Below are 21,173 nucleotides of genomic sequence, written 5' to 3'. Positions count from 1 at the left end.
TAGCACGCTATTTGCTTCAGGTGTTTGAGGCCTATCTGTTTAAAGCGGATGAAACGGCGTTTGAACAACGCTTTAAGCGCTTTGTTGTGGCGAATAATAGCCGTAAAGCGCGTTAAACCGGTTAAGTGATTTGCTTTAAATGATGGGGTTATAGACAGGCCAAGCATTGTTAGCAAAAAATATCGTTCAGTTTTGATTGGCTGAAAGCTTGTATGCCCCTTAGGTCTACAGATTGTTGCTCATAAAGTTACTTTGTGTAGACCTCGGGATGCTAAGCAAGGCTCTTTACCATCTCTGCGGTAAATACTGGGTGAAATACAAAGGCATTACAATATTGGTTTGTTCTAACGCCGATGAGCCTTGTGTGCCAGTTAACTTAAAGGTTTTACTTGGAGCACATTTTTCAACGTAGGATGCCAACGATTTGGCTCTTGTACGTTTGCCACTTTTGACTTCAACAGGGATGATATCGCCTTCATCGGTTGCCAAAATAAATTCGATTTCGGCCCTGGCGTCACTCCATGAATAACTTGGGTCAACGCCAATGGCAGTGAGCTCTTGCTGCACAAAGTTTTCTGCAATGTAACCTTTAAATTCATAGTTTTGCAGCTTAATCTCTTTATAACTGCTGCCTAGCATATGATTGAGCAGTCCCACATCAAATAGAAACAGTTTAACCATATTTTCTTTTTTGTAGGCCGCCAGAGGTGATTTTGGCAATCCTTCAACAGGGTAGTTTGGCAAGGCTAAGCGGCAACATTGAAGCCAATGGATCGCGGTCTCAAAATCGCTATAACGAGATTTACGCTCATGCACATGTTTAAATTTAAAGCGTTTAACCGACTCGTCGCTCACAAGTGATAACTGAGCTGGAATACTATTAAACACCGATTCAATCAGTGTGGCATCGACCTTGCCCGCGTACTTACCAAAATCGCGACGATAACCTGCAATTAAATCTGCATGGATTTTAGTGACTTTTTCAACCCGTTCTAAAATGCTTGAATCTTTAAACTTATACCAAGCCGAAACGGCTTCCGGCATACCACCGGTAAAAAAGTAGTCTGTTAGTTTATCCATTAATTTAGTGTGCACCGCTGGTGTGCTGGCTTGACTGTCAAACGCTTTGATCAGTGCTTGCTCGTTGGATGCGTAAATAAATTCTTGGAAGGTCAGAGGTCGTAAATTGTATTGTTCAACCTTGCCCACAGGGAAGGTGTTGAGCAAACCAATGTTCGACCCACTTGCCGCGACAAAATAGGACGGTGCTTTTTCAGCAAAATACTTCAGCGAAGTAACAGCGCGTTCACATTCGCCAATTTCATCTAATACCAGCAGATCGGTTGCTGGGTTGAACGCCTGATTGGTCAACAGCTCAATGTTCATTATTAGCTCGTCTGGTGACAGTGAGCCATCAAATGCTTGTTTGTAGGCGGGATTTTCAAGAAAGTCGATACGCAGGATGTTGGCAAAGGTGTTACCAAACAACTCTTGCAGCAGATAGGTTTTACCCGTTTGCCTTGCGCCATCGATCAATAATGGCTTGCGCACAGGTTGGTTTTTCCATGCTATTAAGGCGTTGAGTAGGTTGCGCTGCATTGTCATTTCCCGCCAATTAAGATTGTTAACGGCCTATACTATAACCCACTCTACACTTTTACGCGCATAAAAGTGTGTGATTTTACATTTTTATGCGCATAAAAGTGATGATTCGATCTGTTTCATGCATGTTACTCTTTATTTAATTCAAAATTAACGAGTTACCGATTGTTAAATTTATAAAATCAAAGTCAAAGTCGTGGGGCTTCACCCCCTGATTTTTAAACAAGAGTCGACCAAGGAGGACTGCTCGTCCTATCCTCCTTGCCTATTGTTTTCACATTAGCCAAGACGCCCCTAACGGAGTTGAAAGCCCCTTGGGCATAAACCGTTCTTATGCTATCGCGTCAGACGCTCGTCCCTGATTCGACTGACGCTATCTCGGCATCCATGCCTCGCTCACGCAAAGAACACAAATGCCCTGCGGCAACTCCGAGGGGATGGCGTATTCCTTTGATTGCTGAGTTGTCTGTTGGTCACTTAAAGCATTAAAGAGTTGTGGATGTTCTGTTTCACCCGCAAAATTTAACAGTGGGTGTCTCGTTAAACTTCCAAAATTTAACAGTGGGTGTCTCGTTAAACTTTCTCGTTAAACTTCGGTTCAAACTCTTTTAGTGTTCTTTAATAAAATCAAGTCGTGGGGCTTCACCCCACACCCGACCAAGGAGGACTGCTCGTCCTATCCTCCTTGGATGCTCCAAGACGCCCCTAACGGAGTTGAAAGCCCCTCGGTCATTTAGCGTCCTTATGCTATCGCGTCAGACGCTCGTCCCTGATTCGACTGACGCTATCTCGGCATCCATGCCTCGCTCACGCAACGAACGCAAATGCCCTGCGGCAACTCCGAGGGGATGACGTATTCCTTTGATTGTTGAGTTGTCTGTTGGTCACTTAAAGCATAAAAGAGCTGTGGATGTTCTGTTTCACCCGCAAAATTTAACAGTGGGTGTTTCGTTAAACTTTTCCATTGACTGCTGAGTTGTTTTGGGTGACTTAAAACATTGAAGAGTTGTGGATATCTTGTTTCACCTTGTGCTTGCTATTGTTAGATAGGCCATTCTACCCACCAACTGAACTTATAACTTTGTGTACGAAACCAAAAATAAACAACGCTAGAACCATTAACACCAACACCACGGGAACTCCAACGATAATACGCAACCCGCTTGGCATGCGCTTAAAGAATGACGCATCCAATACGAATTCGCCTGTAAACTCCAGAATCACCCAAGCCGGAATACCTAAAAAGAATAAAGCTACCCAACCTAAAAATGATCTGGGAATTGTGGGGTAGAAATGCACCACTAGGAGGATGGAAATAAATCCAGTTATTCCAACGAAACTCAGTATACCCTTGATACTCATATTAGCTCTAACGCCTCAAACATCGCTTTGGTAAAGTTGGTGACTTTTGGGGCAAAAATGACTACAGGTGCTTTGACTTATTACGTATTTTTACGGACAACGGTTTGATTAACTATTCTGCAGTTTATTTTTTGTTTCCATGCTAACTGTTTATCAGAAATTTTACGTTTAAGGCGAGTTTGTATTAAAAATTGGTATTCGTTTTCGTAAATATAGCCAAGTTGATATGCATGAAGAATTAAATCTTCATTCGCGTTGGCAGAGTTATCTTTGGCTATTCGTTTTAGCCCATCAAAGAGATTACCAGTTGATATGCCAATGAACTGGTTCACACAGACGTTGCCAACATACATTTTATTAGAATTAAACTGATTCTGTATATAACACAGCTCTTTTATTCGTTGACCACACGGACAATGATCCCAATCTTCTTGAATCTCAACACCAACAAGCTTCCATTCATTTTTTGCAGCATGAAAATCCTGAGAATTTGAAAGCGGTAATATGTGATCTTTTAATCTCTCAAAATTATGTTCCATTGCTACTCCTTTAGATGGCTTGGCATGTAATGTCTTGGAATTTATGAGCTGTTTGCAGGGCATAAATCGCTTGTTGGACTTGGCCGCTGTTAGAACCATGTCAATTGGTATAAATGATGCTATAGGAATTTGCTTTTTTTCGGTAGCAGTTTTTAATACGGTTTGATGGGTAATTATTTGATATCGCTTTAGCTTTATCATTTTTGCTGGCTGATAGATACGCAAAGGTTAATAGGGTTAAGCACTGGCATGTAAGTGACCGTTGACGGCATGGATGCCGTCGTCGAGCACACATGGATGTGCTTGCTGCGTGTCACTGGAATGACAGTGCTTAAGAATGGACTGTTCCATACCACTCTCCTTATGATGCCTCTTGTCTTGTGGATCAGGCGCGCAGGTGGGATTTCTTCTGTTATAATGCCCCCTCGATTTTTTGGAGGCGAGAATGGACGTATCTTCTTTACTAGACGGCCTGAATGATAAACAGCGCGAGGCTGTCGCGGCACCGCAATCTAGCATGTTAGTGCTTGCGGGGGCGGGCAGTGGTAAAACGCGGGTGTTAACCCACCGTATCGCGTGGTTAATGCAGGTTGAACAGCAGAGTCCTTACTCGATTTTAGCCGTGACGTTTACCAATAAAGCCGCGGCCGAGATGCGCGAGCGGGTAGAAAAAGTCGCGGGTACCAATATGGGGCGGATGTGGATTGGTACCTTCCACGGGCTGGCGCATCGTTTATTACGCACTCACTTCCAAGATGCGGGATTACCGCAAAGCTTCCAAATTCTTGATTCGGACGATCAGCTGCGTTTGCTGAAACGCATCCTTAAAAGTTTGAATCTAGATGAAAAACAATATCCACCTCGCCAAGCGCAGGGTTATATCAATGGTAAAAAAGACCAAGGATTACGGCCTAAGCATATCGATGCGGGTGGTTTTCCGATTGAGCAGAATCTTTTAAAAATTTATCAGGTTTATCAAGAATCTTGCGATCGCGCAGGTTTAGTCGACTTTGCCGAAATCCTGCTGCGTGCCCACGAGCTTTGGCTCAATAAACCGCATCTGCTGGCGCATTATCAAGAACGCTTTAAGCATATTCTGGTGGACGAGTTCCAAGATACCAACGCCATTCAATATGCTTGGATTAGAGTGCTGGCCGGCCAAACCGCCAATGTGATGATAGTCGGCGATGACGACCAATCCATTTACGGTTGGCGTGGCGCTCAGGTTGAAAACCTGCACCGCTTCCTGCGGGATTTCCCGACGGCGACCACGATTCGCCTCGAGCAAAATTATCGCTCCAAGGGCAATATTTTGAAGGCGTCGAACGCCCTTATCGCCAATAACCCCGAGCGTTTAGGTAAAGAGCTGTGGACCGACGAAGCCGATGGCGAGCCGATTTCCCTCTACTGCGCCTTTAACGAAATGGACGAAGCGCGCTTTATTGTCGGCCGGATCAATGATTGGTACGAAAAAGGCGGCAATTTAAGTGACTGCGCGATTCTCTATCGCTCAAACGCCCAGTCGCGCGTGCTCGAAGAAGCTTTATTACACAAAGGCTTAGCCTATCGGATTTACGGTGGTTTGCGCTTTTTCGAACGCCAAGAGATTAAAGACGCTATGGGCTATATGCGTCTAATCAGCAATAAAAATGACGATGCCGCCTTCGAGCGTGTGGTTAACACGCCGCCCCGCGGCATTGGCGATCGCACCTTAGATATTCTGCGTTCGACCGCGCGCCAGCAAGAGCTTACGTTATGGCAGGCGTGTTTACGGCTGCTGGATGAAAAAGTGCTCGCGGGCCGCGCAGCCTCTGCGGTGAGTGGCTTTATGGATCTTATCGTCACCCTGCAGGAAGAAACCCAGGATATGGCGCTGTACCGGATGGCGGACACAGTGATCCAAGCCTCGGGCCTTAAAGCTATGTACGAAGCGGAAAAGGGCGAAAAGGCCCACGCTCGTATCGAAAACTTAGAGGAACTCGTCACCGCCGCGCGCACCTTCGAAATGCCTGAAGAACTCGAGGACATGGGCGAGCTTAACGCCTTTTTATCCCACGCTGCATTAGAAGCGGGCGAAGGTCAGGCCGATGCCTTTACCGATGCAGTGCAACTGATGACACTGCACTCGGCCAAGGGGCTGGAGTTTACTATGGTGTTTATGGCGGGTGTCGAGGAGGGGATTTTCCCGAGTAAAATGGCACTCGAAGAGGGCGACAGACTCGATGAGGAACGCCGCCTCTGTTACGTGGGCATGACCCGCGCGATGGAAAAACTCTATATCACCTATGCCGAATCTCGGCGGATTTATGGCCGTGAAGATTACGCCCGTCCATCGCGTTTTATTAAGGAAATCCCGCCGCAATATGTGGACGAGATCCGCTTAAAGGCGCAGGTGTCGACGCCTATGGCCAATAATCGCTTTAGTACCCAAAAATCGGCGGTAGCCAACGATACCGGCTTTAGCGTCGGCCAAAGAGTGCATCATCCTAAATTTGGCGATGGCAAAGTGATTAACTTTGAAGGCAGTGGCGCACAGGCGCGGGTACAGGTGAATTTTAGCGATTTTGGCAGTAAATGGCTGGTGGTCGCTTACGCCCGCTTAGAGGCGCGTTGATTAGCGCCAATGCCATGATTTTGTGGTCGCTTTTATCGGCATAAGTTCGCTTCGACGCTCGCTAGGGTATATGATGTTTGCCCTAGCAACCGAGATAAAGAATTAGGTGGGAGTAGCTAGTTAATGAATTTAAAGCACAAGTGGGATGTGTATTCCCGTTTGACTCGACTCGACCGTCCTATTGGCACTTTGTTATTACTCTGGCCCTGTTTAATGGCGCTGGTGCTAGCAGCCGGAGGGATGCCAGATCTTAAAGTACTCATTATCTTTATTATTGGTGTGGTGATAATGCGTGCCTGTGGTTGCATTATTAACGACTATGCCGACCGCGATCTCGACTCCCATGTTGAACGTACCAAATCCCGTCCTCTGGCGAGTGGCGAAATCAGCACCAAAGAAGCCCTGCTCCTGTTTGTGATTTTAGGCTTAGCAGCCTTTGGATTGGTCTTACTACTCAATGGCTTAGTAGTTAAGCTCTCTGTTGTCGGCATTATCCTCACCATTATCTACCCCTTTACTAAGCGGGTAACGAACATGCCGCAGATGTTTTTGGGCGTGGTGTGGAGCTGGTCGATTCCTATGGCCTATGCGGCGCAAACCGGTGAAGTACCGATTGAAGCTTGGTGGTTATTTGCCGCCAATTGGTTTTGGACGGTAGCCTACGACACCATGTACGCCATGGTCGACAGGGATGATGATTTAAAGATAGGTATTAAATCGACCGCGATTCTTTTTGGTAAATACGACCGCCAACTCATTGGATTATTTCAAATTGCCGCGCTTTTATGCTTTGTGGCCGCGGGTTGGAGCGCCGACCGTGGTTTGCTCTATGGTCTAGGATTACTGACTTTTGTTGGCTTTAGCACCTACCAGCAGATGCTGATTTTTGGCCGCGAAAGAGCCCCTTGCTTTAAAGCCTTCCTCAATAATAATTGGGCGGGATTGGCATTGTTTGTCAGCTTGGGTGCCGATTACCTGTTCTAACAGCGTTACCCAATAATGTGATTGTTCCAATAAGAAGCCCGCACATTGGCGGGCTATTTTACGCTTACGCTTTTTAGCGACTTAAAAGCGCATGCTTATTGCTTTGGCGCTTCGCTTATTTCGCTAGATTTGGCTGCTGCATCTGGCTCAGTGGCAGGCTTGTCTATCAGCGGCACCTGTGAGCAATCGTAGGCATTACCCATCAAAGTGACTGAACTTAAAAATCCAAAATTTTCATAAAGATAAACTGTATCTGCTTTCAGAGCATGGGCTTTGATACGCAGTTCATTTAACGTGCCCCACACCATATCTTGGTCACTGTGGAGCCAATAGTCATAAAAATGCCCTTCCGAGCCGAAAATAGTGCCCTTATGGACGCAGTTTTGGATCGCTGCAGGGTTATCCCAAATCACCTTAACGTGGCGAGAATCCGCCTGTGGGAAAGTAATACAACCGCTTAGCCCTAATGTCATTAAGGTGAGTAGCGTAAATAAACGCAAATATTTCAATTGAAGCTCCTAATGGATACCAATTTTTTAAGGTAATAGGTTATTTAACCTGAACTTGGGGTAACGAGTGTCGAATAATCTAAATTTAACAAACCAAATCAATGCTATAAATGATTTATTTTGAAAAGAAGAATCTTTTTTCTGACTGAATGCACAGATTTTTTCGCATATCAAGGCGCTCTGTCGTATGCCATAGCGAGCTATGGTGAGGCAGAGCAATGTAGAGAGGCTCGAAAAGATGCCTATTCAGCGGCTCTGCTTATCCCTAACTCAGGTTATTTACGTCCTAATACTTTAATCCCTGCTTTGCTGCGATCTGAATTGCCATACACTTCAATTTTTTTCACACAGCGGCGTGCGCCTAATGATTTCCACTCTGAGTGTTCATCTTTCTCAATATCGGTATCAAATTTGATTGTGCGGGTTTTATCATCCCCATAGGTCACGACGACGCGATCGATAGTCACATCTCTTTCAGCCTTGATTTTGATGTATTTTGCCTGTCGGCAAATAACTAATGGAATGATTGCAGGATGATCGCCTATGCCGAGTAATATGGTGCGGCCAAGGGTGATCTCATCGTCTTTATCATCGTTTTTTGCATAGGCAACGGATGTCGTAAACATCAAGAGTACAGTGATGATAAATCGATTTATATTTGTAGCAGAAAGTAAACTTGATTTTAATAACATAGAGCCTCCAAAAAAAAGGGGGCGAATCATAAAGTATTTAAATTAACCAAAATAGTTTTTTAGTGAGTTACTGCGGCGGATGTCACGAGAATTTTTTAAAATAACGAATTTATGTATTTATGTTTGATACAAATGTGATTTTAATTGTGGCATTATTATTTTTCTTTTTAATTAGGCTGAAATATCCCTTAATTAATGACATTTTATCATCTGCTAAATTTGCTGATTTTTAACATTACTAAAAGTGATAAGCTGCATGCACATTTCTGGTAGATTTTGCTTAATGCACGCTCTGTTCGGTGGAATGTCGTTATTGAGACGCAGACAACTGCAACCTTGAGTCACAACTGCTGAGCGAGTAACGCCAGGATTAAGTTCAAAGGAGGTGAAGTATGCCGTGTCGACTCACGCGTTTATTTGGGATTGAATTTCCGATTATTCAGGCACCTATGGCCGGAGTGCAGGGGAGTGCGCTCGCGATTGCCGTCTCTGAGGTGGGTGGTTTAGGTTCATTACCCTGTGCCATGTTATCCCTTGAGGCGCTCGAGGCTGAATTAACTGCAATCCGCGCGCAAACCGCTAAACCTATCAATGTGAACTTTTTCTGCCATCGCGAGCCTGTAGCACCGGCAGCCAAACAAGCCGCTTGGCTCGAACAGTTAGCGCCCTATTTTGTGGAATTTAATCTCGACCCAAACGCGCAGCCTGCTGGCGCGCAGCGCACACCCTACAGCAAGGCGCAGGCTGAGGTGTTAGCCAAATTTAAGCCCGAGGTGGTGAGTTTCCATTTTGGTCTCCCCGATGAGGCGCTACTGCTGGAAATTAAATCTTGGGGCTCAAAAGTTATCTCTACGGCGACCACAGTCGAAGAGGCGCTCTGGCTCGAAGTCCGTGGCGCTGATGCAATTATTGCCCAAGGTTTAGAGGCTGGAGGCCACAGAGGGCACTTTTTATCCGAGGATTTAACTGAGCAGCTCGGCACTTTTAGTCTATTACCGCAGGTGATTGCGGCGGTGGAGATTCCGGTAATCGCCGCTGGCGGCATAGTTGATGCCATCACGGTGAGGGCGGCAATGGCAATGGGGGCTTCGGCCGTGCAAGTGGGGACGGCTTATTTGCTCTGTCCAGAATGTAATACCAGTGCAATCCACCGTGAGGCGCTGCAAAGTGAGGCTGCGCAACATACGGCGCTAACGAATTTATTTTCTGGTCGACCCGCCCGCGGCATAGTGAACCGTTTTATGGCCGAAATGGGGCCGATAAACGACGCTGTGCCTGATTTCCCCTTGGCATCCTCTGCGGTTGCAGGCTTAAGAGCGGTGGCGGAGCAACTAGGATTTGGAGATTTTAGTCCGTTGTGGTGCGGGCAGAATGCCAGTGGTTGCCGAGCGATCCCTGCTGCAGATTTGACTCGAAGCTTTGTGCTAAGCTTGCCCTCATCTTGCGTTGAGCCGCAAGAAAAGTCTGGCTAACAGGATGATTTATTGGTCTATCTAAGTTAGTCTGCTCAGGGAAAATAGGCGCTATTTTTATGTAGGTTGTAAAGTCTTTTTAGTCGAGGAGCAGTTTGACTATGGCACAAATTATCAGCAATGCAGCGGTTGGTCGTACCCTATTGATTTTATTGCTGTGTGCTGGTGTTTTCTTCTTTATCGATTTTTTAGTTCCTGCCTTGGCTGCGCTAATCATATGTTTCTCCAGTTGGCCGCTGTATCAAAAATTATTGGTGAAATGCGGTGGTCGTTCGGCTGTCGCAGCCAGTATTGCGTTAGTGTTAATTGTACTCGGGCTGATTACGCCGCTAATTTTTGTTTTTTCCTATGCTTTACAAGAGATAAGAATTTGGGCCGAATGGTTAGTGTATGCTAACCAACATGGTGCCCCAGTCCCCCTTTGGATTAAGGATTTACCTTGGGTGGGCGAGTGGTTAACCCTGCAATGGCAACAGTTTATTGGCGAACCCCATGAATTAGGCCAGATTGTGAGTGCGATAAGCGGCCAAAATTTGACCGGCATTTCCCGCTGGGTGCTGCAATTGGGCTGGAATACCCTTGGATTGCTGCTGACTCTACTGTTTATGCTGATTACCTTGTTTTTCTTATATAAAGATGGCGAGTCGGTTGCCAAGCAGGTTGATATTGTCGGCGAGCGGATTTTGCCCGCACGCTGGTATCGTTTTTCCCGCGTGGTGCCGGCAACGGTGAGTTCGACCGTTATCGGCATGACGCTCATCGCCATCGGTGAGGGCATAGTGCTGGGGATTGCCTACTGGATTGCCGGTGTACCTTCGGCGGTGGCTTTTGGGGTGTTAACGGCCTTTATGGCGTTGATACCCGGCGGGGCGCCAACCATGTTTACCCTGATCTCCCTCTATTTGGTGGGTACCGGCGATATGACCGCTGGGGTGGGGTTATTCCTGTGGGGCAGTATTGAGCTGTTTATTGTTGATAAAACCCTGAGGCCCAATCTGGTCGGTGGACCTATCAAATTACCTTTCTTACCGACGTTTTTCGGGTTAATTGGCGGGGTGAAAACCATGGGCTTTGTGGGTCTGTTTGTCGGCCCAGTGTTGATGGCATTGTTAGTCGCTATTTGGCGTGAATGGCTAAGGGATGATCCAGATGCCTTCGTCATGCCAGAATCCCTTGCCCCTGAAACCCTTGAGGCAGATAAGGCGCAGCGTCACTTAGATTAACTGACGTGTTTACAATAAATTAACTGATGAGCAGCGTTTGTTTACGTTCTTCGGTGTAAAACCACCAAGGTTTAGGGTCATCACCCGCCATAAAGCGGGTTATAGAGATAAACACATCAAGCATGCAGGGATCGTGTTTCTGCCCTGTTTTGTCACACAGTGTTTGATACATGTCATAGGGATTCTTCCCAAGCAATTGCACTGGCGTCTCAATGCCGAGCAGATGCAGATCCGCAGCGCAGGCTTTACCGATATTGGGTAAATCCGTTAATTGCTTAACCTCTGAGCGAACCACTTTTGCTGGATTCATTTATTGCCCAACCCAAATTATCTCAAGTCCTATGAGTCTACCTTGTTCCTGGTGTTTTCGTCAGATTTTCAAGGGCTGTTGCTATTGGCTCGGCAAAACGTCGCTGCACTTGAAGTATTTGCTCCTTGCAGGCTATAAAGGCGACCGTCAACTGAGGGTCAAATTGAGTCCCTGAGTTTTCTTGGATGTAATCAAAGGCCTGCTCAGTGCTCCAAGCCACTTTATAAGGACGGTCTGATGTGAGTGCATCGAAGACATCGGCAATTGCGGCAATACGAGCACTTAACGGGATTGTCTCCCCGATAAGTCCGTAAGGATAACCTGTACCGTCCCAGTGTTCGTGGTGATGGAGCGCGATTTCTTTTGCGAGGGATAACAAAGGGTCGTCATCGTCACCGAGGATTTTTGCCCCAAAGATGGCATGTTGCTGCATCTGACGACGCTCATCATCAGTTAATTTTCCTGGTTTAGTGAGTATCGAATCAGGAATGCCTAATTTACCAATATCATGCATGGGGAGCGCGGTGAAATACATGTCACACCAGGTTTGGGAGTCGCACACTTTCTGGGCGAGGATGCGGCCATAGTGGCTCATTCGGGTAATGTGCAATCCTGTCTCGTTATCTCGGTATTCTGCTGCCAGCCCAAGCTTTTGAACAATTTTATGGCGAGTTGATTCAAGCTCTTGTGTTCTTTTATGTACCAGCGCCTCTAGCTGTCTGGCTTGATTGCTCAAGGCTAAATGTGTTTGAGTGCGAACTTTGAGCACCGCAGGACTAATTGGTTTAGAAATATAGTCGACGGCACCGAGTTCGAATCCAGTTTGTTCGTCTATGGTATCCGTCTTTGCGGTTACAAAGATCACGGGGATCTTGCTGGTGACAGGATCGCGTTTGAGTCTTCGACAGGTTTCGAAGCCATCCATTTCAGGCATCATTACATCGAGTAGGATCAATTCTGGTAATGGTTGTGTGCTTGCCAGTTTTAAGGCTTTTTTGGCTGAAGTGGCAGCACGAATGTTGTATTGTTTTGACAGGATCCCATGAATAATTTGAATATTATCAGGGGTGTCATCCACTACTAATAGGGTGGGTTTAGTGATAAATGGCGTCATGGTTTCGCCTCAACTGAGTCGGTTGGTTTCCCGTATTAATTCGGATGCGAAGTTGGAATGTTGTCAATTTCGCTCGTGTTAATGCCAGTGCCAAACTAGGCGGTTAATGCTGTATATCTCCATGATGAGATTTTTAATAACCTAATGAAAAGCAGCAAAATAATATTATAAGTTTTGATGGGATTTTAATGCGTTAGGTTAATAATGGCAGTGTTGCTAGATTTATAAATGGGGTTTATCTAATGCTAAATAAATAACTACGGCTAATTTATGATATAGAGTATATTGCTGCTTTTATTTTGCTAGTATATATAATAATCTGCTCTATTTCAAATTTAATTATTTATTTGTTGAGTTAAGCCATATAATTGGGTTTTAATGCTTTTGTTTTGTTGAGTTTTGTCTACACTAACTAGTCCATTTATACGCTTTTAGAAACAGCATATTTAGCGTTTATGCCGTTATGGGTGAGTAATGTCTCATCTATACCAATAATTGTCGTCTCGCATCGGCACTACCGTATTTCGACGGTTCATTCTAAGTCTTTATTTTTAATTAAATCATTTATACCAACAGGACGGTAAGAAACTTCACCTGAGAGGAAAAGTTATGGCCATTTTTGGCAATTTTTTCATTCATTTGCTTATTGTTTGCTATCAAAGCATTGCATCTTTTATTGGCTCCATTTTCTGTCATCAAGAAAATATGGCTCGACTTAGCTCAACTATTATCTCAAAGGTGATTCATTGCGGCTTGTTAGTGCTGCTTAGCATTGGGCTTAGCTCTTATCCTGCGCAGGCTCGCGATGTTGCAACTGAATCGACTCGTAACGCGCCCTCGCAGTCAACTCCTGTACAGAAGTTGTCACAGAGTTATCGGGTATCCATGATTTTGGAGGCCAATAGGCCATTTTGGAATCAAATTGCTAAGTTTGCTCAAATTGCTGCGACGGATCTTAATATACAGCTCGAAGTTGTTTATGGTGATGGAACACCCGAAACGCTGATTGCGCTTGGCCATGAAGCCTTAAAAAAAGATATTTCAGGGATTATTTTGGCGCCTCCTGTTGGCAGAGGAGAAGCATTGCTGGCAGAGGCAAACCAAAAAAATATCCCAGTAGTGACGATTAATTCAAGCTTCAAACAAGCGTCACTGTCCTTGAGAACGCAGAACCCCAATTGGATTGGCCGTGTTGCAGTCAGTAACGATAATCTCGGTCAAGCCCTGCTCGAAAAAATGCTTGAGGCTGAAAATACAGCTAAGCAGATGGATATCTTGTTAATTGCCGGAAATCCTAATGATTTAGAGGTCCAAGAGCGGGTCGCAGAGCTTAACCATGTGATAAAAAATCAATTTGCTCACGCAAGATTGAAGGTGGCTTATACCGATTGGAGTGCAGCAGAAGCCAAGGAGGCTTACCTTAAGGCTATTGAGCAAGACCCTGAAATTAATACTGTAATAACGATGAATGCCTCTATGGCGCTATCGGTTGCTAATCAGGCCAAGTTAGATAAATGGCGTCCAATGCCGCAAATAGGATCGCTTAAGTGGAACCAGCAGCTTGCTCAGGGGATTAAAGAAGGTTCGATTAGTGCGGGAGTTGGCGGTGTTGAATTTCAAGGTGCATTTGGCCTTGTGTTGTTATTCGATTATTTAAATGGAGTGGATATCCGTTCACAGGGGGCTGAGTTTTTGATCTTGCCTCTGATTATTACGCCCAAAAATTACAATGAGTATTATGAATTACTCGATTTTGATTCGTTTCAGCCCGATTTTTCGCGTGTATCCCTTGCGCTTAACCGTAGTTTATTAGCGGTCGACTTCCGATTGGGAAGCCTTGTTCCAAATATGGATGTACACCGTTTTATGTCGACTTTAACGGTTGAAGAAAGGGCGTTTATTAATCGGCATCCCGTGATTAAAGTCGGCGTTGATCCTCACTCTGCTCCCATTGATTTTATTGATGAAACTGGGTTGCATCGTGGAATGATGGCTGACTATTTAGCGGAGATTAATCGTTATGTGCCACTGGTATTTGAAATTCATAATGAAGGTTCGTGGCTAAATGCTTTAGGAGGATTTAAGCAACAAAAAGTCGATATGCTGTCACTCGCTTCGGCTATTCCTGGGCGAGAATCATGGATGTGGTTTACCGATGCCCTAGAGCAGTATCCCCCGGTTATCGTGTCACGATTTGATCACACGTTTGCCAATGGGCTAGAGGATTTAGCGGGGAAAAAAGTTAGCGTTGTCGCTGGTGATGTGACGCAAATTCAGTTGATTGAAGAACATCCAGAAATTGTATTAGTGTCTTTTAATCATATTGAACAAGCTTTGGCGGCGGTGAATAAGCACGAGGTTGATGCGGCTTTTGTTAATTTCCCAAGTGCGGCTTATTTGTTAAAAACACCGAAATTTAATCGTTTACATATTGCCGCAGCCAGTGATTATCGTTTTGGTATTTCTATGGGGATCCGGAAAGATTGGCCTGAATTACAAAGTATTTTGAATAAAGCACTGGCACAAATTCCTCAAGATAAAGTGCGTGAGATTCAAAATCGCTGGGTTAATGTGCAATATGATCTAGGTATAAAGAAACAACAAGTGATTGATTGGGGTACGCGGATTGCTGTGGCTGTGCTACTCATAGTGCTGTTATTTAGCCTGAGATACCGTCGATTAAATAAGGAAATTAAGCAGCATATTTACTCCGAAGAACAACTTAATTTAAATACTAATAAGTTCCAAGCCTTATTCGATTCAGCGGTAGATGCCTGTGTTATTACTAATCAGGATGGAGTGATTGTGGAGGCCAATAACACACTGCTGTCGTTATTTAAATATGACAGAGAGGAACTTATTGGCCAGAAAGCGTTAATTTATTATCCCCATGATGATATCGATAAAGAAGTGATATATAAGCAACATTTACAGTCGGTTTTAACCTGTGGTGAATTAAAATTTGAAACGGAGTTTATTACATCCACTGGCGAGTTAGTGGCGGTTAAAGTCACTCTCAAGCGCATTGAGCTTAATGGTGGACTATTTATTTTAGGGTCCTTTCATGATCTTGCAGAACGCAAGCTCATGAATGCACTCCTAGAGCGTGAGCGCGATTTACTTAAACATGTGCTGGGTAAGAGTCCTGTTGGTGTGTGGATCTGTGTTGAGGGGATCAGTTGCTACGTGAATGAACAGATCACCGAGATGACAGGATTACAAGTTGGACATTCAGTGTTCAGTATTTTCGCTCAGCCGGAAGATTATCGCTGTCATATTAGTGAGCTCGATTTAAATCAGGATAGTACCGTATTTGAAACACAACTTTACGACCGAGAAGGGCGGTGTCGTGATGTGCTTTTGACTGCATATCACACGATACAAGATGGGCAAAATGCCAATTTATGTTGGGCTATGGATATAACTGACACTAAATTAATTCGGGATGAGCTGGCCATTGCAAAGGAGGCTGCTGAGGCCGCTAACCGAGCTAAATCGGACTTTTTAGCAAATATGTCCCACGAGATCCGTACACCAATGAATGCGATTTTAGGTATGTCGTACTTAGTACTGCAGACAGAATTGAGCAGTAAACAGCGCGATTATGTTGGCAAAGTGCATCAATCTGCGGGCTCTTTACTCGGTATTTTGAATGATATTTTAGATTTTTCTAAAATTGAGGCAGAAAAGATGGATATCGAGTGCACGGTATTTGATTTAGATGATGTGCTGTCTAATCTGGCCAATGTGATCAATTTTAAAGTCGAAGAGAAAAACATGACTTTTATTTTTGATCTACCGACCGATTTACCACGTTACTTTTATGGTGATGGCTTACGTTTAGGACAAATTCTGATTAATTATTGCAACAATGCGGTCAAGTTCTCCCATCAGGAGGGCAGTGTCGTATTGGGATGCAAGGCCAGACAGCTTGATGAACAACTGGAGCTCATCTTTTGTGTTGAAGATTTCGGGATCGGTATTCCAGAACAAAAGCTAGGATTACTCTTTGGCTCCTTTGAGCAGGTCGATGCCTCGACTTCTCGAGAATACGGTGGTACTGGATTAGGTTTAGCAATCTGTAAACGGCTAGCCCACCTCATGGGCGGAGAGGTCTGGTGTGAAAGCGAATTCGGCGGAGGGAGTCGTTTTTACCTCAAACTCACACTTGATGTAGCAGATTCCGCAGATCCTAAGTCTCTCTTTAATGCGTTAGAAGGTGAGAGCGTAAGGCTTGTCGGTTTACACCCAAGGTTAGAGACGTTGCTGACCCTGCATGGCCAATCAATAAATATGCAGGTTGAAGTCGCCAATGTAGCTGAAGTGATTGCTGAACTTGAGCATGATGAAGCACGTAAATTGGTGATTTGTGATTACAGTGTATTTACCCCCGCGTTATTAAAGGCATTAACAGTCAATGAACGCTCTAAAATGCTCTTGATTGGCTGTCTTAGTGAACAAGATGAAGTGAGGCAACTAATTGATAACAACGAACAGGTTTCTTCCCAAACTAAGCCATTGACGCCTACTGCCATAGGCAATGCGTTGCTATCGCTATTAGGGCATAACACCGAGAATGGCCCATTGGCGCAACATGAGCATTCCCTGCATACCTTAAAGACACAGCTTGCGGGTGCTGAAGTGTTGTTGGTCGAAGATAATCAAATTAACCAAGAACTTGCCGTAGAACTACTGCGTCAAGCAGGGGTGAGTGTGACCGTGGCTAATCATGGTTTAGAAGCGGTGGAGCTCGTCGAGCAACAGTACTTTGATTGTGTATTGATGGACTGCCAAATGCCAATTCTCGATGGTTATGAAGCGACTCGACGAATTCGTGCATCAGCGCAATTTGCCAGCTTGCCGATTTTAGCGATGACAGCTAACGCGATGTCAGGCGACATTGAAAAAGCACTTGCAGCGGGAATGAATGATCAAATCACTAAGCCTGTGCATGTGAAGGATCTTTACTCTGTGATGGCGCGATGGATTGCGCCAAAAAATCGCAAGCCATTGCCTTTAAATCAAAAAAAGTTTTCTTCAAATGTCGTTATCCCCCAAATTGACGGTTTGAATACTCATTGTGGATTAAGCTTAAGTGATCACAATGAGTCACTCTATTGCCATCTATTGGGTTTATTTGTGCATTCAGGGCGAACGTTACTAGAGCAATCACAACAAGCTTGGAAAAATGAAGATGTATCCGAATTAAAGCACTGTTTGCATACCTTGAAAGGCGTTGCAGCCAATATAGGGGCAACTGAAATAAGCCAAGCTGCGGGAGAGCTTGAGCAGCTATGTCAACAAAAAACCTACTGCTTTACTGAAGAGGTTGGTGACCAATTATTGACATTACAGACTAAATTACAAAGGGTTGTTAAAGGCTTAGAGCTTTGGCATCAACAACTCAATATCAACAAAGGAGACGCAGATATCAGTGATGATGGGCTGAGTGCATTGTTATTGCAGTTAGAGCAAAGCCTCGAGCAATACAACACCGATGCCTTGGAATTAGTGGATAAATTGACCCATGCGCCTCAGCTACAACCACATACTAGTTTACTAAAACAACTAAAAATAGATGTTGAATTATTTGATTTTGAACAAGCCTCAGAGCGACTTCAAGGGTTGAATGACGCACAGCAGGCATCAATGATAGTGAGGAACTCAGTATGCAATTAAGCCAAATGCAAACCTTGATTGTTGAGGATATGGGGACGCTCCGTAAGATTATGGCAGAGCAGTTAAGGCAGCTCGGTTTTGGTCAAGTGTTGCAGGCAGATAATGGCCGTCAAGCGTTAGAGATACTGCAGGATAGCCATGTCGATATATTGTTACTTGATTGGAGTATGCCTGACGGTCCCGGCCAAGAATTATTGGAGGCGTTACGTCAAGAGGATAAGTGGCGGGATTTACCCGTCATTTTAGTGACGGCAAATACCCATAGAAGCCTTGTGGAAGAAGCGATTAAATATGGCGTTGCCGATATTATCGCTAAACCATTTACCTCTAAGTCTTTGCAGTCTAGGGTGCAACAGGTTTTAACATCGTGTCGTAAAAAGCAAGTAAGGCGGATTGCACCTATCAGCCAAGATAATGCAAATTGCATTGGCAATTCCTTCGTTGAGCAAGCTGACACGAAAAATACTGTACTAGTGGTCGATGATATGCCTGACAATTTAGCATTTATGGCTCGGCTGCTAAATGAGGAATATACAGTGCTATTTGCTAAGGATGGAAAAACAGCACTTAAGATCTGCCAAGCAGAAATACCGCCTGATTTGGTGCTGCTAGATGTGATGATGCCACAGATGGACGGACACCAAGTGCTTAAAGCATTGCGAAATCATCCACTATCTGCTGACATTCCGGTAATTTTTGTCAGTGCACTTGCTGACGTTGAGCATCATCTCCAGGGGCTGCGAGGTGGCGCCATTGACTACCTGACTAAACCCGTACAACCGGAGATCTTGAAGCTTAAATTGGTCAATCAGTTGGCACAACTTGAGCGACAGCGCGTTTTGCAGCGAGAATATGAAGATATGCGACTTAAAGTGAAGCTTAAGGATAATGCCGATTGCATTATTAGTCATGATCTTAAAAGCCCGCTTGCGACGATCAGTGCATTAGCTCAAAAGCTTGCTCAAGATAAAAGCTGCCCGAAGGATTGGTTGCCTAAGATTAATTTAGTGGATGAACTGGCACTGCAGTCCATTAATACTGTTAACCTGACATCGGATATACTCCGAATTGAATCGGGAAATTATGATTTAGATGCCGAATGGTTTTCTGTGCACAGCATGTTAAAACAATTGTTACAGGCGGTGCAGGCCATTTTTCAGCATAAACAACTGGTGGCTTATTTATCCCCCGACGAAGATCCCTGTAGTACCTTTGATGTCATGGGAGATCCAAAGTTAAGTCACCCAATGTTGTTCAATTTGATAAAAAATGCCTTTGAGTCAGCAAGAACTAGAACCAAAGTTTCTATCTCGCTAACGCTCGAAGGGGGTGATGTGGTTATTAAGATAGAGAATGCTGGTATTGTGCCTTTGACCATTCGGGAACGTTTTTGGGATAAATACGTGACCCATGGTAAGAGCGAAGGGGTCGGTGTGGGGACCTATTCGGCTCGATTATTTGCCCGTGCCCAAGGGGGAGATACCTTTCTGATGGTCGATGACAGCAAACCCGTAACTCGGATTGAAGTGAGATTGCCTGCTGCCATCGATGCTGTGGTGCAATTAGCTGAAAACTAAAGTGTACAGCTTTAGATTTGGCCTGCGAGTTGAAGGCTTTACTGGGCGGATTGGCTCAGTTGTTATTGGATGCCCGTGAGTGCATCCAATTTTTTAGCATTTACGCCGGTACTCGCTTGGTGAGATCCGCCGGGCGGTAATATACCGACTTTAACACTTTACCTTGACGTACCACTTTGCCCGCCATTTCCACATCTTTAGCGCATTTGGCGATGATAAACTCACCTTTTTTGCTGCCGACGATGTCAACGCCTTGTTTGGCATAAAAGGCAATCGTTTCAGCCAGTTCTTGCTCGTTACGGCATACTTTGCTCATATTGCTGGAATGGACTTCATCCCAGCAGGCGATAAAGTCAATTTCACGGTTTTTGGCAACGCACAGCAGCAGATCGATAAGGTAGCTGATTTCCAGTCTGTCAGTCATTAGTTCAGCGCCTAAATGCACTAAACGACCCATCAACACGTAAACAGAATCCACAATGGCATCGGCCTGTTCGATACGGCTATCGGCTTCGGCAAGTTCAGTTAACTCTTCAATAATCAACGAAGTATGTAAGGTGTCGGCCTTATCATCCAATGAGCTGGCATCGTTGACGGCGAGGTCGAAGGTACTGCGAAACTCACTAATATCACGGTACAAGTGGTCATAAATAGGTTGAGTTAAACTGGTGAGTTTCATCGGGGAGCCTTAGATTTGATCAATGGGTTTTACGAATAGATTGGTGAAATCGATTCATGGATAACAGTGGCAATTCTAAAGAAAGGTGGCGCAGAATACAAAGCGTGCTGGCCTTGAAGTAAAAATACCCGCTGCCAAATCGGGGAGCAGCGGGTTTCGGTAAAGATTGGCGGATAACCGAATGGAGATGCTTGAGTTATTTCAACGCTTATTGTGAAACAGGAGCATATTTAGCGATCAACTGATCAAGATAGCTCACGACGTCTTTATCGCCCCAATCAAGATATCCACGAATAAATCCGACTAGATTGCCTTTAGCATCAAAGAAATAACTGGCAGGGACGACGGTTGTTGGCACTATGCCCTCAATATTTTTGTTAGGGTCGAGCCAAGTGCTGTAGTTGTTAAAGCCGTATTTGTTGAGAAATGGACGAACGTCTTGAATTTCTTCATCAATCGAAATCGGTACTATGTTGAGGTTTTTTCCTTGATATTGTTGCTGTAATTTTTGTAATTCGGGAATTTCACGCAGGCAAGGTGCGCACCAAGTGGCCCATAAATTGACTAAGGTAAGCTTGCCTTGGTATTGCGCTAGGGTCTGAGTTTTGCCAGCTTCATCAATGAAAGGTACTTCTGGTATGCCTCTGGCGTACTGCATTTCAATAAACCCTGTCATAGCTCTTGGCTTACTGAGTGGCTCACCTGTGCTGTAGAGTTTATTGTTGAGTGCGTGGCCGTGGCTGTAATTAGGCAATAGGCCCAAGCAAGCGCATAACACCAACGGGAGATAATATGATTTCATTACTAATCCTATATT

At 44.8% G+C, this 21,173-nt stretch carries 15 protein-coding genes; 6 read left to right on the top strand and 9 right to left on the bottom strand.

All coding sequences use genetic code 11. From position 1 onward, the window contains the following. Positions 1-285 precede the first annotated feature (285 nt). The 3 genes from H9J30_RS16270 to H9J30_RS16260 form a co-directional block, all read right to left on the bottom strand. Complete coding sequence (locus H9J30_RS16270) at positions 286-1,599, bottom strand: ATP-binding protein (RefSeq protein WP_240131955.1); 1,314 nt, start codon at positions 1,597-1,599, stop codon at positions 286-288. Positions 1,600-2,658: 1,059 nt separating this feature from the next. Continuing rightward, positions 2,659-2,964 (bottom strand): hypothetical protein, encoded by a 306-nt coding sequence (locus H9J30_RS16265; protein WP_240131954.1) that lies wholly within the window; start codon positions 2,962-2,964, stop codon positions 2,659-2,661. An 80-nt stretch (positions 2,965-3,044) separates the two neighbouring features. Then, a complete protein-coding gene (locus tag H9J30_RS16260; RefSeq protein ID WP_240131953.1) occupies positions 3,045-3,503 on the bottom strand; it encodes a hypothetical protein in 459 nt (152 codons plus the stop codon). 445 nt (positions 3,504-3,948) lie between these two features. Between H9J30_RS16260 and uvrD the strand changes: the two genes are divergently transcribed. Both uvrD and ubiA read left to right on the top strand, forming a co-directional pair. After that, positions 3,949-6,117 carry a DNA helicase II gene (uvrD, locus tag H9J30_RS16255; RefSeq protein ID WP_240131951.1) on the top strand — a complete coding sequence of 723 codons (2,169 nt, stop codon included), beginning with the start codon at positions 3,949-3,951 and terminating at the stop codon, positions 6,115-6,117. Between the two features lie 123 nt (positions 6,118-6,240). Next, complete coding sequence (ubiA, locus tag H9J30_RS16250) at positions 6,241-7,101, top strand: 4-hydroxybenzoate octaprenyltransferase (RefSeq protein ID WP_240131950.1); 861 nt, start codon at positions 6,241-6,243, stop codon at positions 7,099-7,101. A 95-nt stretch (positions 7,102-7,196) separates the two neighbouring features. On the opposite strand, the gene H9J30_RS16245 is transcribed toward ubiA, so the two are convergent. Together H9J30_RS16245 and H9J30_RS16240 are read right to left on the bottom strand one after the other, a co-directional pair. Then, complete coding sequence (locus H9J30_RS16245; protein ID WP_240131946.1) at positions 7,197-7,610, bottom strand: DUF4156 domain-containing protein; 414 nt, start codon at positions 7,608-7,610, stop codon at positions 7,197-7,199. Between the two features lie 275 nt (positions 7,611-7,885). Then, entirely contained in the window at positions 7,886-8,302 is a 417-nt protein-coding gene (locus tag H9J30_RS16240) for a DUF2541 family protein (RefSeq protein WP_240131945.1), read from the bottom strand. Positions 8,303-8,694: 392 nt separating this feature from the next. On the opposite strand from H9J30_RS16240, the gene H9J30_RS16235 reads away from it, so the two are divergent. Together H9J30_RS16235 and H9J30_RS16230 are read left to right on the top strand one after the other, a co-directional pair. Then, positions 8,695-9,774: an NAD(P)H-dependent flavin oxidoreductase gene (locus H9J30_RS16235; protein WP_240131944.1), complete on the top strand. Its 1,080-nt coding sequence runs from the start codon at positions 8,695-8,697 to the stop codon at positions 9,772-9,774. A 101-nt stretch (positions 9,775-9,875) separates the two neighbouring features. After that, positions 9,876-10,997 carry an AI-2E family transporter gene (locus tag H9J30_RS16230; protein ID WP_240131942.1) on the top strand — a complete coding sequence of 374 codons (1,122 nt, stop codon included), beginning with the start codon at positions 9,876-9,878 and terminating at the stop codon, positions 10,995-10,997. Between the two features lie 19 nt (positions 10,998-11,016). Here the strand turns inward: H9J30_RS16230 and H9J30_RS16225 are convergent, their stop codons facing one another. Then, the gene (locus H9J30_RS16225) at positions 11,017-11,307 is read right to left on the bottom strand and encodes a helix-hairpin-helix domain-containing protein (protein WP_240131941.1); all 291 of its coding nucleotides are present in this window, start codon (positions 11,305-11,307) and stop codon (positions 11,017-11,019) included. 37 nt (positions 11,308-11,344) lie between these two features. Continuing rightward, a complete protein-coding gene (locus H9J30_RS16220; RefSeq protein WP_240131940.1) occupies positions 11,345-12,421 on the bottom strand; it encodes a response regulator in 1,077 nt (358 codons plus the stop codon). A gap of 759 nt (positions 12,422-13,180) precedes the next feature. On the opposite strand from H9J30_RS16220, the gene H9J30_RS16215 reads away from it, so the two are divergent. Next, positions 13,181-18,100 carry a response regulator gene (locus H9J30_RS16215; protein ID WP_240131938.1) on the top strand — a complete coding sequence of 1,640 codons (4,920 nt, stop codon included), beginning with the start codon at positions 13,181-13,183 and terminating at the stop codon, positions 18,098-18,100. Further along, positions 18,091-19,677, top strand: a complete 1,587-nt coding sequence (locus tag H9J30_RS16210; RefSeq protein WP_240131936.1) for a response regulator — start codon at positions 18,091-18,093, stop codon at positions 19,675-19,677. Before H9J30_RS16215 ends, H9J30_RS16210 begins: the two co-directional genes overlap by 10 nt. 100 nt (positions 19,678-19,777) lie before the next feature. Here H9J30_RS16210 and H9J30_RS16205 read toward each other — a convergent pair whose 3' ends face one another. After that, a complete protein-coding gene (locus H9J30_RS16205) occupies positions 19,778-20,356 on the bottom strand; it encodes a nucleoside triphosphate pyrophosphohydrolase family protein (protein ID WP_240131934.1) in 579 nt (192 codons plus the stop codon). 208 nt (positions 20,357-20,564) lie between these two features. Further along, complete coding sequence (locus tag H9J30_RS16200) at positions 20,565-21,158, bottom strand: TlpA family protein disulfide reductase (protein ID WP_240131933.1); 594 nt, start codon at positions 21,156-21,158, stop codon at positions 20,565-20,567. Positions 21,159-21,173 lie beyond the last annotated feature (15 nt).

It is taken from the genome of Shewanella cutis, assembly GCF_022410515.1.
Lineage (GTDB): Bacteria > Pseudomonadota > Gammaproteobacteria > Enterobacterales > Shewanellaceae > Shewanella > Shewanella cutis.
The sequence above is the reverse complement of the archived record's forward strand: the minus strand, read 5'-3'. Positions and strand labels throughout refer to the sequence as shown.

Excerpts from the sequence above, each read along its gene's own strand:
- H9J30_RS16220 (WP_240131940.1), bottom strand. The coding sequence starts at position 12,421 with ATGACGCCATTTATCACTAAACCCACCCTATTAGTAGTGGATGACACC.
- H9J30_RS16265 (WP_240131954.1), bottom strand. The coding sequence starts at position 2,964 with ATGAGTATCAAGGGTATACTGAGTTTCGTTGGAATAACTGGATTTATT.
- H9J30_RS16205 (WP_240131934.1), bottom strand. The coding sequence starts at position 20,356 with ATGAAACTCACCAGTTTAACTCAACCTATTTATGACCACTTGTACCGT.
- H9J30_RS16270 (WP_240131955.1), bottom strand. The coding sequence starts at position 1,599 with ATGCAGCGCAACCTACTCAACGCCTTAATAGCATGGAAAAACCAACCT.
- H9J30_RS16230 (WP_240131942.1), top strand. The coding sequence starts at position 9,876 with ATGGCACAAATTATCAGCAATGCAGCGGTTGGTCGTACCCTATTGATT.
- ubiA (WP_240131950.1), top strand. The coding sequence starts at position 6,241 with ATGAATTTAAAGCACAAGTGGGATGTGTATTCCCGTTTGACTCGACTC.
- H9J30_RS16200 (WP_240131933.1), bottom strand. The coding sequence starts at position 21,158 with ATGAAATCATATTATCTCCCGTTGGTGTTATGCGCTTGCTTGGGCCTA.
- H9J30_RS16240 (WP_240131945.1), bottom strand. The coding sequence starts at position 8,302 with ATGTTATTAAAATCAAGTTTACTTTCTGCTACAAATATAAATCGATTT.
- H9J30_RS16225 (WP_240131941.1), bottom strand. The coding sequence starts at position 11,307 with ATGAATCCAGCAAAAGTGGTTCGCTCAGAGGTTAAGCAATTAACGGAT.
- H9J30_RS16210 (WP_240131936.1), top strand. The coding sequence starts at position 18,091 with ATGCAATTAAGCCAAATGCAAACCTTGATTGTTGAGGATATGGGGACG.
- H9J30_RS16260 (WP_240131953.1), bottom strand. The coding sequence starts at position 3,503 with ATGGAACATAATTTTGAGAGATTAAAAGATCACATATTACCGCTTTCA.
- H9J30_RS16235 (WP_240131944.1), top strand. The coding sequence starts at position 8,695 with ATGCCGTGTCGACTCACGCGTTTATTTGGGATTGAATTTCCGATTATT.
- uvrD (WP_240131951.1), top strand. The coding sequence starts at position 3,949 with ATGGACGTATCTTCTTTACTAGACGGCCTGAATGATAAACAGCGCGAG.